This window comes from Candidatus Bathyarchaeota archaeon (assembly GCA_026014735.1).
Taxonomy (GTDB): Archaea; Thermoproteota; Bathyarchaeia; order Bathyarchaeales; family Bathycorpusculaceae; genus Bathycorpusculum.
Map to the genome: position 1 here is coordinate 86,229 of JAOZHT010000004.1, position 15,120 is coordinate 101,348.

At 52.7% G+C, this 15,120-nt stretch carries 17 protein-coding genes; 13 read left to right on the plus strand and 4 right to left on the minus strand.

Going from position 1 to position 15,120, the window contains the following annotated elements; all coding sequences use genetic code 11:
* Nucleotides 1-41: 41 nt before the first annotated feature.
* The 13 genes from NWE93_13000 (at nucleotide 42) to NWE93_13060 (ending at nucleotide 11,663) form a co-directional block, all read left to right on the plus strand.
* Nucleotides 42-1,283, plus strand: a complete 1,242-nt coding sequence (locus tag NWE93_13000; protein ID MCW4001144.1) for an aspartate kinase — start codon at nucleotides 42-44, stop codon at nucleotides 1,281-1,283.
* 11 nt (nucleotides 1,284-1,294) lie between these two features.
* On the plus strand, nucleotides 1,295-2,086 hold the full coding sequence (locus NWE93_13005) for a 2-amino-3,7-dideoxy-D-threo-hept-6-ulosonate synthase (GenBank protein MCW4001145.1): 792 nt from the start codon (nucleotides 1,295-1,297) through the stop codon (nucleotides 2,084-2,086).
* Nucleotides 2,083-3,096 (plus strand): 3-dehydroquinate synthase II, encoded by a 1,014-nt coding sequence (locus tag NWE93_13010; protein ID MCW4001146.1) that lies wholly within the window; start codon nucleotides 2,083-2,085, stop codon nucleotides 3,094-3,096. The genes NWE93_13005 and NWE93_13010 overlap by 4 nt, the downstream gene beginning before the upstream one ends.
* Nucleotides 3,093-3,779, plus strand: coding sequence for a type I 3-dehydroquinate dehydratase (locus tag NWE93_13015; GenBank protein ID MCW4001147.1), 687 nt, complete (start codon nucleotides 3,093-3,095; stop codon nucleotides 3,777-3,779). Before NWE93_13010 ends, NWE93_13015 begins: the two co-directional genes overlap by 4 nt.
* Nucleotides 3,776-4,636: a shikimate dehydrogenase gene (locus NWE93_13020; protein MCW4001148.1), complete on the plus strand. Its 861-nt coding sequence runs from the start codon at nucleotides 3,776-3,778 to the stop codon at nucleotides 4,634-4,636. Before NWE93_13015 ends, NWE93_13020 begins: the two co-directional genes overlap by 4 nt.
* A 2-nt stretch (nucleotides 4,637-4,638) precedes the next feature.
* Nucleotides 4,639-5,508, plus strand: a complete 870-nt coding sequence (locus tag NWE93_13025) for a shikimate kinase (GenBank protein ID MCW4001149.1) — start codon at nucleotides 4,639-4,641, stop codon at nucleotides 5,506-5,508.
* Nucleotides 5,509-5,510: 2 nt separating this feature from the next.
* Entirely contained in the window at nucleotides 5,511-6,803 is a 1,293-nt protein-coding gene (aroA, locus tag NWE93_13030) for a 3-phosphoshikimate 1-carboxyvinyltransferase (protein MCW4001150.1), read from the plus strand.
* On the plus strand, nucleotides 6,781-7,884 hold the full coding sequence (gene aroC / locus NWE93_13035) for a chorismate synthase (protein ID MCW4001151.1): 1,104 nt from the start codon (nucleotides 6,781-6,783) through the stop codon (nucleotides 7,882-7,884). The genes aroA and aroC overlap by 23 nt, the downstream gene beginning before the upstream one ends.
* Nucleotides 7,885-7,887: 3 nt before the next feature.
* On the plus strand, nucleotides 7,888-8,148 hold the full coding sequence (locus NWE93_13040; GenBank protein MCW4001152.1) for a chorismate mutase: 261 nt from the start codon (nucleotides 7,888-7,890) through the stop codon (nucleotides 8,146-8,148).
* Nucleotides 8,149-8,182: 34 nt separating this feature from the next.
* Nucleotides 8,183-9,262 carry a pyridoxal phosphate-dependent aminotransferase gene (locus NWE93_13045; protein MCW4001153.1) on the plus strand — a complete coding sequence of 360 codons (1,080 nt, stop codon included), beginning with the start codon at nucleotides 8,183-8,185 and terminating at the stop codon, nucleotides 9,260-9,262.
* Nucleotides 9,259-10,131 carry a prephenate dehydrogenase/arogenate dehydrogenase family protein gene (locus NWE93_13050; GenBank protein MCW4001154.1) on the plus strand — a complete coding sequence of 291 codons (873 nt, stop codon included), beginning with the start codon at nucleotides 9,259-9,261 and terminating at the stop codon, nucleotides 10,129-10,131. Before NWE93_13045 ends, NWE93_13050 begins: the two co-directional genes overlap by 4 nt.
* Nucleotides 10,132-10,133: 2 nt before the next feature.
* Nucleotides 10,134-10,766 (plus strand): gamma-glutamyl-gamma-aminobutyrate hydrolase family protein, encoded by a 633-nt coding sequence (locus NWE93_13055; protein MCW4001155.1) that lies wholly within the window; start codon nucleotides 10,134-10,136, stop codon nucleotides 10,764-10,766.
* A gap of 441 nt (nucleotides 10,767-11,207) precedes the next feature.
* Nucleotides 11,208-11,663 (plus strand): hypothetical protein, encoded by a 456-nt coding sequence (locus tag NWE93_13060; protein MCW4001156.1) that lies wholly within the window; start codon nucleotides 11,208-11,210, stop codon nucleotides 11,661-11,663.
* An 85-nt stretch (nucleotides 11,664-11,748) separates the two neighbouring features.
* On the opposite strand, the gene NWE93_13065 is transcribed toward NWE93_13060, so the two are convergent.
* Genes NWE93_13065 through NWE93_13080 form a run of 4 tightly spaced genes read right to left on the minus strand, consistent with a single transcriptional unit; the run spans nucleotide 11,749 to nucleotide 15,112 of the window.
* Nucleotides 11,749-12,219 carry a HEPN domain-containing protein gene (locus tag NWE93_13065; GenBank protein MCW4001157.1) on the minus strand — a complete coding sequence of 157 codons (471 nt, stop codon included), beginning with the start codon at nucleotides 12,217-12,219 and terminating at the stop codon, nucleotides 11,749-11,751.
* Nucleotides 12,194-12,742, minus strand: coding sequence for a nucleotidyltransferase domain-containing protein (locus tag NWE93_13070; protein ID MCW4001158.1), 549 nt, complete (start codon nucleotides 12,740-12,742; stop codon nucleotides 12,194-12,196). Before NWE93_13070 ends, NWE93_13065 begins: the two co-directional genes overlap by 26 nt.
* Nucleotides 12,743-12,785: 43 nt before the next feature.
* Entirely contained in the window at nucleotides 12,786-13,598 is an 813-nt protein-coding gene (gene pheA, locus NWE93_13075; GenBank protein MCW4001159.1) for a prephenate dehydratase, read from the minus strand.
* Nucleotides 13,595-15,112, minus strand: coding sequence for a 2-isopropylmalate synthase (locus NWE93_13080; protein ID MCW4001160.1), 1,518 nt, complete (start codon nucleotides 15,110-15,112; stop codon nucleotides 13,595-13,597). The genes pheA and NWE93_13080 overlap by 4 nt, the downstream gene beginning before the upstream one ends.
* Between the last annotated feature and the right edge of the window lie 8 nt (nucleotides 15,113-15,120).

A 15,120-nucleotide genomic window follows, 5' to 3' on the forward strand; every position in this document is an offset into this window, starting at 1 on the left:
TTTTTGTGAACGGTTCTGGGCAAGGATGGGTGTAACAGAAAATGGCAAAACAATCCTCGCGGAAAATTGTAGTTAAATTCGGCGGCTCAAGCCTAGCTGACCACGAGCGGCTTTTGCGTGCTGTCATGGCTGTTGTTAATGAAGCAAAAAAAGGCACCAAAATCGCCGTTGTAGTGTCAGCAATGGGCAAAACCACCGATGTACTCATGGCTACAGCAAAAAACACTTCGAATGGCAAACTATCAAAACACGAACTAGACGATATCCTCTCGATGGGAGAACGCACAAGCATACGCGTATTCGCCGCTGCCCTACGCAACAACGGCGCCGACGCATGCTACTTCGACCCCATGGATGATAAATGGCCCATCATCACCGACGACTCCTTCCAAAACGCCAACCCCCTGCTCTCTGACTGCGCCAAAAACATCCAAGCCTGCATACTTCCCCTCGTCGAAGCAGGCACCATACCCGTTATCGCGGGCTTCATAGGCAAAACCCGAGACGGCAAAATCACAACTTTAGGCAGAGGCGGAAGCGACACCACAGCGTTCCTCCTAGCAGAGGGCATAGGCGCAGACCAAGTGGTGCTGGTGACCGATGCGGATGGCATAATGTCTAGTGACCCCAAAATTATCCAGTCACCTATGCTTCTGCCCACTATAGACGTGAATACGCTGGTTGGCCTAGCGGATAGCGGCGCCAAATTCATACACAGAAAAGCCCTTAAATACAAACCCCGCGGCATCGACGTGAAAGTCATAAGCAACCGGCACGGCGACTTAAGCATGGAAGGCACCATCATCACGGGTGCATTAGCATGGGAGCTTGACGCAGAAATCGCTCAGCCCGCCCCAGTTGCGGAAATCACTGTGATAGGAAACGGCCTTTCGGCTCATCCGCAGGTTATCTCAGAGATAGTTGAACAGGTTAAACAGAACAGTATGCTGCTGGGCATGTCCATGAACACCAACTCCATCATACTCTACGTGCCACAAAGCGAAAACATCGAGGACCTATTCAACCAGATTCACCAGATCACCGTTAGCCACCAGGAAACCATAGCGATGGCAGTTAAACGCGACCTCGTATTCATCAAAACCAGCGGCGTCGGACTCGAGGAAACCCATGGCATCATAGGCAAAATCAGCGAGGACCTGCGTGTTAACGGCATAAACATCAGCGGCATCTTAACTATCACCTCAAGTATTCTGCTGTTTGTAGATTGGAATGAAAAAGAGAAAGCGCTAAAGTTAATTAAAAACGCGCTTAAAACACATTAGGAAGGATGCTTATGAACGTAGGAAAAACGCGCAGACTCAAAAAAATCATGCAGAAAGACCACCGCACAGTTATAGTGCCCATGGACCACGGCATCACCATCGGACCCGTAGCAGGCATAACTAACATGCAAACCATAACCAACCAGCTTGTCGCAGGCGACGCCGACGCCATTCTTGTCCATAAAGGCATAGCTAAATGCATCGACGTGGACGGCGCAGGCTTAATCGTTATGCTCTCAGCCGCCTCTAACCTCGGCCCCAACCCCAACGGCAAAGTCCAGGTTTGCAGCGTCGAAGAAGCCCTGCGGTTAGGCGCTGACGCCGTTAGCGTACACGTAAACATAGGAGCACAGGACGAAGACAAGATGCTATCTAACCTGGGTAAAGTCAGCGAGGAATGCGAGCACTACGGGTTGCCTCTGCTGGCAATGATGTACCCGAGGGGACCCAAAATCCAAAACGAGCATGACCCCCAAGTGGTGGCTCACGCAGCCCGCATCGGAGCCGAACTGGGAGCAGACATCATCAAAACCAACTTCACTGGCACCATCGAAAGCTTTCGCGCCGTCACAGAAAGCTGCCCAGCCCCCGTAGTTATCGCGGGCGGACCCAAATGCAAATCCATAGAGGAAGTGCTCCAAACCACCTACGACGCATTACAGGCGGGTGCAGCGGGGCTCTCGATTGGACGCAACATATTCCAATGCGACAACCCCACCCGAATCGCCAAAGCCCTCAGCGCCATCGTGCATGAGGATGTGACGGTGGAGCAGGCAAAAAAAATCTTCGGTGAAAAAACTTGAAGGAACTTTGGCTGGAAATAGAGGCAAAAAAGAAGACATCTATGCAGCAGCTCATCGACCAATACGCCGATGCAGTCATCGAAGACGCCAACGTACAGTTTCTGGCAAACAAAACAAGCCTCAGCATATCTACCCCCGGCAGCGAAGCCCAAATCGGAAAAGCCGACAAAGCCCTGCGGATCTGCATAAAAGACAAAGCAACAGAAAACCTGACAGTGAAAGCCGCCGAGCTGGGCGCAGAATACCTTATTATCAGCTGCGAAAACTGGCGGGTTATTCCGCTTGAGAACCTCATCGCCCGAATAAAGGGCAAAAGCAAACTCATCGCCGAAGTCCAAAACGCCGAGGAAGCCAAAGTGGCGCTGGAAACCCTCGAATTGGGCACCGACGGCGTCCTGCTTAAAACCATTGACCCCGACGAAGTCCTCAAAACCGTCGCCGTCGTAAAACCCGAAGCCCTCAAGCTAGAGATGGCAACCGCCAAAATATCGTCAACCAAACCCATCAGCACCGGCGCCCGTGTCTGCGTGGACACCTGCGACTTGATGGTGGCAGGCGAAGGCATGCTGGTAGGCAGCCAAAGCGCAGGGCTCTTTCTGGTAGAGGCGGAAGTCAACGAGAATCCCTATGTGGCGTCGCGCCCCTTCCGCGTCAACGCAGGCTCACTTTCGATGTATACGCTGGGCAACCTGCAGACTACCCGTTACCTCTCCGAGCTTAAAGCCGGCGACGAAGTCATCTTGGTGAACCGCGAGGGCAAAACCCGCAAAGCCAACGTTGGCAGAATCAAAATCGAAATCCGCCCCCTGATCCTCGTCGAGGCGCAGGCGGCAGATAAAACCATAAAGGTGATTCTACAGAACGCCGAAACCATACGCGTCGTCACTTCAGCTGGCTCCAAACCCGTCACGGAGCTTAAGGCAGGCGACGAGGTGGTGGTGCATTTGGCCGCGCGGGGCGGCAGGCACTTCGGCATTTCGGTGCCGGATGAAACGGTGATTGAAAAGTGACCTTGAGAATCTGCGTTTCGATTCTTCCCAAAACCGAAAAGGAAGCGCTGACCCTAATCGGGCAGGCAGAGCAAGCCAAAGCAGACCTCATCGAAGTCCGCCTTGACCAGCTAAAGGAAACGCAGAGCCTCTCAAAATTGACCTCAGCCACAAAAATCCCTCTCATCGCAACCAACAAACTGCAGAGCGAAGGCGGCTTCTTCGCAGGAACCGAAGCACAGCGCCAGCAAATCCTCTTTGCCGCGGCAGACAGCGGCTTTGAGTATGTGGACATGGATTTCTCCAGCAGCATACGCGACCAAACCGTCTCTGAACTAAAAAAGCGGGGAGCACAACCCATTGTTTCGTACCATAAATTCGACGGCATCCTCCCCGTGTCCGCGATGGAGCATATTTTAGACGAGCAAATCGCCTGCGGAGCTGCAGTCTGCAAAATCATCTTGACCGCCAAGCAGGTTGAAGATAACCTTCCTGTACTGAGCTTTGTATCGTTTGCCTCCGCTAAAGCTAAGCTGGTGTGCTTCTGCATGGGCAAAGACGGCAAAACCTCGCGGTTGCTCTCGCCGGTGTTCGGAGGCTTTTTCACCTTTGCCTCGCTGGGGGTTGGCAGCGAAACCGCTGCGGGCCAGATGAGCATCAGCGATATGCGGGCGGCTTATGGGGTGCTGGGGATGAAGCCATGAATATCTCGGGGAAAACGCGGGTATGCGGCGTCATCGGCGACCCCATCGAGCACACTTTAAGCCCCGCTATGCATAACGCCGCTTTTGGGGCGCTGGAGCTGGATTACGTGTTTCTGGCGTTTAAGGTTAAATCCCGAGGCGTAGCCGACGCCATCAACGGCGCCCGAGCCCTAAACATCCGCGGCTTAAACGTCACCATGCCCCATAAAACCAATGTAATCGCGCATTTGGACCGCATAGACCTCTCAGCGCAAATAGTAAACTCCGTTAACACTATTCTTTGCAAAGAAAAGCTTCTCTTCGGATTCAACACCGACGGCGTCGGCGCAATCAGGGCTCTTAAGGAAAACGGGGTGGAGCTTAAGGGCAGAAAGGTGCTGCTGCTGGGCGCCGGCGGAGCAGCCAGAGCTATAGCCTACGCGCTGGCAAAGGAGGCAGATGAGCTTGCAGTGCTTAACCGCACCGTCAAGCAGGCACAGGAGATCTCTAGGCTTCTGGAGAAGTCGTTTAATAAAAAAATCGCGTACGGCTCACTGTCGCCAAGCGACATTGATGAGAACCTGCGGGATTCCGACGTTTTAATTAACGCTACATCGGTGGGTATGAAGCCTAAAGCCGACGAAACCCCCGTGCCAGCGAAGCTGCTGCGGCGAAGCCTCGCCGTTATGGACATCGTCTACAACCCCCTCGAGACAAAGCTCGCCAAAGATGCCCAAGCCGCAGGCGCCAAAGTCGTAAGCGGCGTGGAGATGCTGATTTATCAGGGCGCATCCTCATTTGAAATCTGGACAGGCAAATCCGCCCCCGTTGAAGTTATGAGGAAGGCAGCGCTTAATCACTTACAGCAGAGGGCGTAACTGTGAGCGGTAAAGCATCGGCGGTAGCGCATGGCGCAGCAACAATCGTTAACGCGATTGCGCTGGGTAAGGGCGCAGCGTTCGGCGTGGATTTGTGGACTAAAGCAGAAGTAAAGTTAACCAGTGAAGCAGGCGTGTTTGAGGCAGAAATAATTTCGGATCCCAAAGAGAGCACGCTGCTTATCGAGAAAACAGCTGCAAGAGTCATTCAGCATTTGGGGCTAAAGAAAAGTTTTGGCGCAAAAATCACTACCCAATCTAACATACCCATAGCGCGGGGACTGAAAAGCAGCAGCGTCGCCGCAAACGCAGTCGCTCTGGCAACGGCGGCGGCTCTGGACAGAAAAATAGGCGACCTCGAAATTGTGAAGCTCGGCGTAGAAGCCGCGTTTGAAGCTAAAGTCACAGTCACCGGCGCCTTCGACGATGCCTGCGCCTCCTACTTCGGCGGCGCCGTAGTCACAGATAACAAAACCTGTACGCTGCTCAACAGGGCGGCGCTGCAGCAGGACTTAGTGGTTCTGTTTCATGTGCCACCCCAGAAAGCCTACACCATAAACGTTGATGTTGCGAGGTTGGCCACGGTTAAGCCGCTGGTGGAGGTCGCGTTTGAGCAGGCAACCATGGGCAGGTTCTGGCAGGCGCTCACCCTCAATGGGCTGATTTACTCTGCTGCCTCATGCCTCAGCAGTGCAGTCGCGATAGATGCTTTGGCTGCGGGCGCGGTTGCGGCTGGGCTCTGCGGCAAAGGACCCGCAACAACCGCTGTAGCACACAAAGATAAGGTAGATGCAGTCAAGGCGGCGCTGGATAAGTTTGAGGGCGAAGTCATAGTTGCGCACCCCAACAGCGAAAAAGCCAAGGTGCTATAAGCATGGATGTCGCCATCAAAAAATCACCATGCCTAAGCGGCGAAGTATGCGCTCCGGCTTCTAAGTCCTACACACAGCGCATGGTGATAGCCGCAGCGTTATCCGAGGGTACCTCAAAAATTACAAATCCACTTTATTCCGAGGACACGGAGGCGGCGCTACGGGCGGTTACGGCGCTGGGCGCCGAGTTTCGGGCGGAAGATGGCTGCTGGGCAATCAAGGGTGCACAGCCGCTTTTAGCCGCTGAGGAACCGGTGGACTGCGGCGAGTCAGGCGCCACGCTGAGGTTTATGGTTCCCGTCGCCGCTTTGGCAGAAGGAGCCTCGGCGTTGCTGTTTCACGGCTCAATCACCCGTCGCCCCATAGAGCCGCTGCTGGATTGCCTCCAAGACCTCGGCGCAGGCGCTCACATCGGCAAAGTCGGCGAGTTGGATGCGGTGTTTGTGGATGGCGGAGGCATCGTGGGGGGCAGAACCCAGATTGCAGGCGACGTCAGTTCCCAATTCATTTCGGGGCTTATGTTTGCGTGTCCCCTTGCCGTGGCGGAAACCCAGATAACGCTTACTTCACCGCTGGAGTCAGCGGACTACGTGAAGATGACTGAGGCGGTGCTTTCTAGACACGCCATCACCGTAGGCTTAACCGGGGACTGCATTGCAATACCCGCCGGCCAAACCTACAAAGCGGCAGACGACACTGTTCCAGGCGACTTCTCTGGCGCCGCATTTCTGTTAGCTGCCGCAGCCATCACAACCTCCAAAGTCGCCGTCTGCAACCTCAACTATCAGGCAGTACAGGGCGACAAAGCCATACTCACCATCCTTCAACAGATGGGAGTGGAGGGTAAGGTTTGCCGGGGCAGCGTCGAAGTCCGGGGCACAGGCAACCCCCTAAAGCCGGTTGATGTGGACGCGAAAAACATCCCTGACCTTGTCCCAGCCATAGCTGCATTGGGATGCTACGCAAACGGCACCTCCCACATATCTGGCGCCAAGCGGCTTCGGCTTAAAGAATCTGATCGGCTCGCCTCACTCTACGAGGCACTTAGCCGTATGGGCGCCGAAATCGTCATAACCGAAGACGGATTAGCCATCACGGGGTCACCGCTACATGGAGCAGCCATCGACCCCCACAACGACCACCGCATAGCCATGGCAGCCGCAGTTGCCGCGGTGGGTGCAGAGGGCCAGACCACCATTTCGCATTCAGAGTGCATCAGAAAGTCTTATCCGCAGTTCTTCCATCATCTAAAGCAGTTAGGAGTAAAAGTCGATGTCGGGAAACTCGATAGGTAAAATATTCACTGTAACCAGCTTCGGCGAAAGCCACGGCGCAGTTGTCGGCGTAGTCGTGGATGGTTGCCCAGCGGGGCTGCTGCTTTCCGAAGCAGACTTCCAAGAGGAACTCGATAGGCGCATACCTGCGGAACCCAAAATTGTTTCTGCCCGAGTTGAGAAGGACACCGCCAGAATCCTCAGCGGTGTCTTTGGCGGCTACACCACGGGTGCACCCATAGCGGTCACAGTGGAAAACAAGCAGACTCAATCAAGCGACTACGACTCCCTCAAAAATACGCCCCGACCCAGTCACTCCGATTACCCGGCCAGCATCCGCTATGGAGGCTTCAACGATTACCGAGGAGGAGGACGCTTCAGCGGAAGAGTCACGGTTTCGCTGATTATGGCAGGCGTAGTCGCTAAGAAACTGTTGGGCAGATACAACATCGACGTGCTCGCTTACACCCAAGCCATCGGCCCCGTCAAGAGCCACAAAGACTTCACACCGGCAGAAATCCGGCGGAACCGCAACGCCGCAGCCACACGCTGCCCGGATTTGGATTGCGCTGAGAAAATGCAGCAAGCCATCATCGCGGCTAAGGAAGCAGGAGACAGCCTTGGTGGAGTCGTCGAATGCATAGCGCTTAATATGCCCCCCGGAGTAGGGGAACCGCTGTTTGATGCGTTGGATGCGGATTTGGCGAAGGCACTGTTCTGTGTACCCGCGGTGAAGGGCGTTGAGTTCGGCGCTGGCTTTCACGCCACGGAGATAAGGGGCTCCGAGAATAACGATGCTTTTTTGGTTAAAGGCGGCAAAGTGGTGACAGCAACCGGGAACGCAGGCGGCATACTTGGCGGCTTATCCAGCGGCATGCCGATTGTGGTACGCGTAGCCATCAAACCCACACCCTCTATCAGTAAGGAGCAGAAAACAGTTGATTTGACTTCGATGCAAGACACCAGCATAAGCGTCAAGGGCAGACATGACCCCTGCGTAGTACCTAAAGCGGTGCCAGCAGTTGAAGCCGCAGTCGCAGTCACCTTAACGGATCACCTGATACGTTCAGGCGATATCCCAAAAACCCTAAGGGAGCAATAAAAAATGAGTGAAATAACAGATTTAAGAGAAAAAATCGATGCAGTCGACGACCAAATTCTACGAGATATCTTGTTGCGCGTGAAAATCTGCCGGGCCATCGGCGAATTGAAGAAGCAACAGGGCAAACCAGTCCATGACATCCATCGGGAAACCGAGGTTTTCCAGCGTGTCCGCGAAAGAGCGGAGCTTCTAAAGCTTGACCCCGATAGAATTGAGCGCATTTACCACGAAATAGTTAATATGTGCAGCACCGTTCAACACTGAAGAATCCATCGCTCTCAACGGAGAGTTAGTTCCTATGCTCTATGAAATAAACGAGAAAGCCTTGAAACTTGAAAGTGAAGGAAAAAAGATAATTCGCTTAAACCTCGGCGACCCAGACATGGCTACGCCCCCTGAAATCGTGGAAGCAGCCTACGCATCGATGAAGGCAGGCAACACCAAATACTCTTCCTCATATGGCGAGCTGCGGCTGCGGCAGAAAATCGCCCAGGTACACGGCGTCAAACCCGAAAACGTCGTCATCACCCCCGGCTCGAAATGGGCAATCTTCTCCACTATGTTTCTAATGTTGAAGGGCGGCGGCAACGTGATTATCCCTACTCCTTACTGGACAGCCTACGACTTAATCGCCAAGAGCTTCGGCGCCAACGTCAAGTTGCTGCGCACCGAAATGGAGACCGGCTGGAAAGTTGACCTCGATAAGCTTGAGGGCTTAATCGACGGCGAAACAAAGATGATCATACTCAACAACCCCACTAACCCCACCAGCAAAGTCATGGATAGCCAGACCCTTGACGGCATCGTTGAAGTCGCAAACAGAAAAGGCGTAACCGTCCTCTCCGACGAAGTTTACGGCGCCATCGCGTTTAAGAAAACCAAAAGCATCCTTGACTACGGCACCGACACATCCCACATCCTCTCTAACGGCTTTAGCAAAACCTTCACGATGACGGGATGGCGCGTCGGCTACATAGTCGCCAACAAAGCCTTCGTCGACAAAGTCACCAAACTCAACCAAATCACCTTCAACAACGTACCCGTCTTCATCCAGGACGCGGCGCTCAAGGGCCTAGAGTTGCATGCGCAAATCGCCAGCGGCATCAAAGCCAAATACAAGCAACGCGCCGACCTTGCAAGCAGAAAACTTGGGGCTGCAGGCTTCGAATTCACCGAGCCAGAAGCACCCTTCTACGTGTTCCCCCGCAAGAAGGGACTGGACGGCACAAAATTCACTCTTGACCTCCTCGACAGCGGCGTCGCTGTGGCTCCCGGCTCAAGCTTCGGCGATTACCCTGAGCATTTCCGCATCAGCTTAACCGCGCCAAACGACCAAATCGAGGCTGGTTTAGATAAAATATGCGAGGCAGCCCAATGAGAACCGCGGTGCTTGGCGCGGGAAAAATGGGTGTTTGGTTCGCGAAGTGGTGTAGGGACAACGGCGACGTAGTTGTGGTTGCCGACCGAAAACCAGAGAAGCTGGCAAAGCTGAAAGACGAGTTGGGCGTCGAAGTTGCCGATTTCCCAGCCGCAGTTAAGGGCGCTGACCGAGTCCTCATCTGCGTATCCATCTCTTCTTTTGAGGAAATCGTCAAGAAAATCGCGTCGTCCATTCATAGGGGGCAGCCAGTTATGGATATCTGCTCCATCAAAGAATACCCCGTGGAAATAATGCACCGCTACCTCAAGGATGCCCTGGTGCTTGGGACACACCCCGTTTTTGGCCCCGGCAGCAGCGGCGTAGCCCACAAAGCCTTCGTGCTTACCCCGACAGGTCCCCAAGAAGAAGCCTACGCTGAGGAATTTAAGAGGTGGCTGGAGAAACAGCAAGCCCACGTCTTTGTTATGCCCCCCAAAAAGCATGATGAATTAATGGCGGTTGTTTTGGGGTTCCCGCATTTTTTGGGGTTAGCTGCCTGCGAAACCCTCCTTGAGCAGCCCGCCTACGGGGAATCCAAGCAGCTTGCAGGCACCACTTACCGCATGCTCTTCACTTTGGCGGAGGCCACAGCGCTGGAGACTCCGGATCTCTACGCTAATATCCAGACTAAGCTTGCGGGAGTGGATAAAATCGAGGAGCGCTTCATCGCCAACGCCGAGGGGTGGCTTGAGCTTATGAAAAAGAAGGATTCCGCCGCCATAATCGAGCGCATGGGCAAGCTCCGAGCTAAACTCGAGAAAGCCGACGGTGACTACGGTAAAAGTTATGAAGTTATGTATAAGATGCTTCAATCAACTGAGGAATAAACATGACTAAAACCCTGCTTGTAAACTGCTACCTTGACGGCAACAAAATCAACCCCTTAGCCGACGCCCTAAACAAGTTCACTGTCTGCAAAATCGTGCCCTACACCAAAATCGAGAAGGACTACCAAGTCGGCGTTGACATGGCAGCGGTGGTTATCAGCGGCTCAGAAGCCCGAATCACAAACCCCAAGGATAAAGCCAAATTCGACGGTGTAGAGGCCCTTATTGAGGGCTGCGAGGTGCCGCTGCTTGGCATCTGCTTTGGCCACCAGCTAATGTGCCGCACGTTTGGGGCGCAAACCGCCACGTTGCCCCAGCCAGTTCTTGACCGCTTCGAGCAAGTCAACATCGTCCAGACAGGCGATATCTTATCGAGGTTCCGCAGAGGCCAAAGCGTTCCCCTCGCCGAGTACCATAACGACTACGTCGTCAAAAGCAGCCTGGATGATGCAGGGCTAAATTTGATTGCGGATTCCCATAGCTGCGAAGTCGAAGCCGTCAAACACAAAGGCAAGCTGTTCTTCGGCGTTCAGTTCCACCCCGAACGCATCGCAATCGGAAACGAAACGCATCCTGAGGGGCACCGAATTCTTGACAACTTTTACGCCAACAACGTCAAGCGCCTAGGCATCTAACCTGCCCCCACTGTTTAGCAGTACCTCAAAATCTCCTGCCTTAAGTGATGATTGCTTTTTCTATAGTTGCTGTGGGGACCCCCCCTTTACACAACAACAACCTGCGGGTTTGGCTTGCGGTTGCTTTTTTGTTTCTACGTTTGCATTGGGTTGCCTGCTGGTTGTGGCGTTTTCCACAAGCAGAACCGCGAAATCCCTGAGTTACTGTTAGAGCGGGCTAAGCCGCCAAAACTCTCAAGATGAGGGAGCCGGTCAGCTGCCCGGCGCCAGCCAGCGATGGAAAGCCCCGCCAGTTTATAAGCAAACCATTTGATTAATTTTTTAAGCCATATTTTTTTGATAGTTGATCCCACATTAGCAGGTTTGCTTTCGAACTTGTCTCATTGATGCTGGCGGTTTATGCGTAATATCTAATTACCACCACGCCAGAGCATAACTAACATGTCCGAAACTGAAACCTGCGCGCGATGCGGCAAAACACTCGAATGGCACGAGCGGAAGATGGTGTTCTGGAACAAGCACCTCAAAAAAGGCTACATACGCTGGTACGTCATCGGCTCGCGTGAATGGGGGAGCCGCAAGGATTTTCCTCAGTACATGGGCAAGAAGCTCTGTCAGGTCTGCGCGCATGAAGTGTTCACGGGCGAAAACTACACATCTGCAGAACCCCAGCAGGAACCACAGGCTTCGCTGCCCTCCGACGAATCCATAGCGGATTTTACTGCGCTTTGGGCTTTGCTTGATAAGCAAGAAGTGGTGGGGTCGGCGTTTAAATGCCCCAAATGCAGCGGCATGCTTGAAATCCCCAAGAAAGGCAAGCTGCTCATCTGCAGTCACTGCGGCGAACCCATCAAACCCGCGGACATATACGAAAAAATCAAGCCCCTCCTGGAATAGTAGATCAAAATTGTTTGTTTTGCAATTTTGTCCTATTAAATGTGCAACTGCTTTCTTCTATAAAATTGAACTGGTTTAGGAATTTTTATATTAAACTCAGAAACTGCTCTCTGTAGCATCGAATTTTCTCGCTATTCATCTTTGCTATAAAATCAAAAAGGCACCTGTTATAGTCTTCCGCGGTCTCTATCACGTATTGGGCGTCATCTCTTGTTATGTTGAAATCAACGTAGTATTGCTTGTCAATTCTCTCTTTTCTCACAAACGAAATATCCCTGTCCTCTAAGTCAAAGACCGATTTTAACAGCAATATTGCTGCGGTGTGGTTTTCGCATTTTATACCGACTTGAAACAGTAGTGCAGTCAGCATGTTATACATACTGTAGTAGGCTAAACCGACTGCTTCTTCCAACCGCTGGTTATCCAACAGAATCTTTGCGGAGATAAGATTACTCTCCGATTTTGACAGATATGACTCTTTAATGGCGTCACTTGGTGAGACAAGCTGCAACTTGCCTTCTTTGTGGAGCTTAGTCAAAAAACCGATTTTTTTCATAGAACTTTTCGACGCCCTTTAGCACAACATGGCTTTTTTCAATCTCCCTAATCAATGCTGACTCTTTTTGGTAGGTGCCTATTTTTAAGCTTAACCTAGAATCAGTCCTCGCCAACTCATCTCTTAGAGCCTTGTCTTGGGTTTCTATGAAAATATCAATGTCGCTTCCTTTGTCGGCAGTGTACTTTGCGTATGACCCGAAAATAACCGCTAACTGGACTCTTTGGTCATTTTCAAGTTTCTCGATGATTGCCCTTAGCGATGGATACTTCTCTATGGTTTGTAGCTTTTTGTAGTATTCAGCCATATGCACATGGCACTTTGCCTCTACGGTTTTTTTTAGGAAGTATGTTTTGTTTTTTCCTTCTTGGAGAAAGTCGACTACGTTTGAGTCAAGTAGCTCGCGCATTTTTCGTACTATGATCATGTGGTTTGTGCCCAGTTTGTTGGCGATCGCGCGTATGTGGTTTTTTTCTTGGAGGAGGGTGAGTACTATCTCGAATTTGTAATCTTTTTGTTCCATATGTAACATTTATGTTACAATACAATTTAAGGTTACCTATAAACTAGATAACGCGAGGGTAAGAGCCAAGAATTTTCACAAACGTCGCATATTTCTCCAGCGCCGATAGCGCCTCAGCGCAGCGCTTCTCGGTTCGGTGCCCCTCGAAGTCAAGGTAAAAGTTGTATTGCCACGCGGTGGTTTTGGTGGGGCGCGATTCGATGCGGCTAAGGTTAATGTTTCGGGACGCAAACTCGCCCAGTGCATGGTAGAGGGTTCCGGGTTCATGCTTAGCACTGAAGATGATGCTGGTTTTGTCGTCTCCTGTGGGAGCTGCGTCTTCGGTTCCCAGCACAAGAAAGCGGGTGTAGTTGCTGGGGTTGTCGGCGATGTCGCGGGCGAGGATTTTCATGCCGTAGAGGTCCGCGGCTTTCTCCGATGCGATGGCTGCAGCGTCGGTTAAGTGGTCTTCCTTGATGATTTTAACTGCGCCTGCGGTGTCGTAGGCGGGGATAACTTGCCACTGCTGCTTTTCGAGGTAGCGGCGGCACTGCGCCAGCGCCTGCGGATGCGAATAAACGGTTTTTACGGCGTCAAGCCTGGTGTCGGGGTTACCGATGAGGACATGGGCAAGCTTCACGGCGACTTCCCCGCAGACTTTAAGGTCGTAGGCGAGGAAGAGATCGTAGTTCTGGTTGACGCTGCCCTCAATGGAGTTCTCGATAGGCACCACGCCATGCGGCACGGAGCCTGACTTGACAGATTCAAAGACATCCCGAAAGTCCCTGCAGGGCACAGGCTCGGTTTTGGCGCCGAAGAACTTGTAAACCGCCATCTCGCTGTAAGCGCCGCTTTCGCCCTGATAGGTTACCTTCATTGCTTCTTAACCTGACTACGATTCTTAAGTAGGCACTTGTTTATACCGTTTATCATTGCTTCAACCGACGCCATAACGATGTCTTCTCTGGCGGCGCGTGCAGATACGATGTTGCCTTTTTCGTCCTCGACTTTTATGATGACTTCTGCAACTGCGTTGGAGCCGCCGGTGATGGCTTCCAAGCGGTATTCGCTGAGTCGGATCTTCTCGAGGTTGCTGGTTAACTTCTGGATGGCTTTGAGCACTGCATCGACGGGGCCAACGCCGGTTTCTGCGGCAACATATTCCTTTCCGTCCAGCATCAACCGCACCGAAGCCGTCGGGATAACTTTTATGCCCGTGACAACAGCCATATCGCAGAGGTCCACGATTCTCTTTTCCCCACCCACTTCACCCATAACCGCCGAAGTTAACGCGATGAGGTCGGCGTCGGTCACCATTTTGCCTTTGTCACCCAGTTCCTTGACGCGCTTAACGATTTCGGCAAGCTGTTCCCCGCTGGGGTTGATGCCGATTTCCGCTAGCTCCGCCTGGATGCCGCGTGTCCCCGCCAGTTTGCCCGCGACGAGTTTGCGGGTTCTGCCGACGAGTTCAGGGCTGATGGGTTCAAAGGTGAGGGGCTGCTCGGTTACGCCTCGGGTGTGGATGCCAGATTCGTGGGCGAATGCGTTTTCGCCGACTATGGCTTTGTTAACCTGCACGTTTATGCCTGTCAACGAGGAAACCATGCGGCTGGTGCTGTAGAGCAACCTTGTGTTCACGTTGGTTTTGTAGTTGTAGACCACATGCAGGGTGGTGACGATTTCTTCCAGCGCCGCGTTGCCTGCGCGTTCGCCAAGTCCGTTGACTGCTGTGTGGATTTGATCGGCTCCTGCTTCAACTGCTGCCAGACTGTTGGCTGTTGCTAAGCCGAAGTCGTTGTGGCAGTGAGCGCTGACTGGAACCTTGATGTAGCTCTTTAGCTCCTTGAAGAACTCAAAAGTTGTTTTGGGGATCATGCAGCCGACTGTGTCTGGCGTGTTTAGGCTGTCCATTCCTGCATCCTGTGCGGCTAAACAGATTTGGCGCAGAAAAGGCTTTTCGGTGCGTGTAGCGTCCATGGGTGAAAATTCGCATTTCACCCCATGCTTCTTGACGTATTCGATTGAGTCTACGGCGGCTGCTTGAACCTGCTCAGGCGTCATGTTGACGGCGTGCTTCATCTGAACAGGCGAGGTGGGTATGAACACGTGAATCAGGTCAACGTCACATCCTAACGCCGCGTCGATGTCTTTTCTTGTGCATCGGGATAGCGCGCAGATTTTCGAGGTTAAACCCAGCTTTGCGATTTCTTTGACGACTTTGCGTTCGCCCTCTGAGCTGCTGGGGAAACCTGCCTCGATTATGTCGACGCCCAACAGGCTGAGCTGGCGAGCGATTTCGATTTTGTCTTCAGAAGTTAAAGAAACACCGGGGGTTTGTTCCCCGTCTCGTAGTGTGGTATCCAATATGCGGATAGTTCGGTTTTCAGTCATAGCGACAC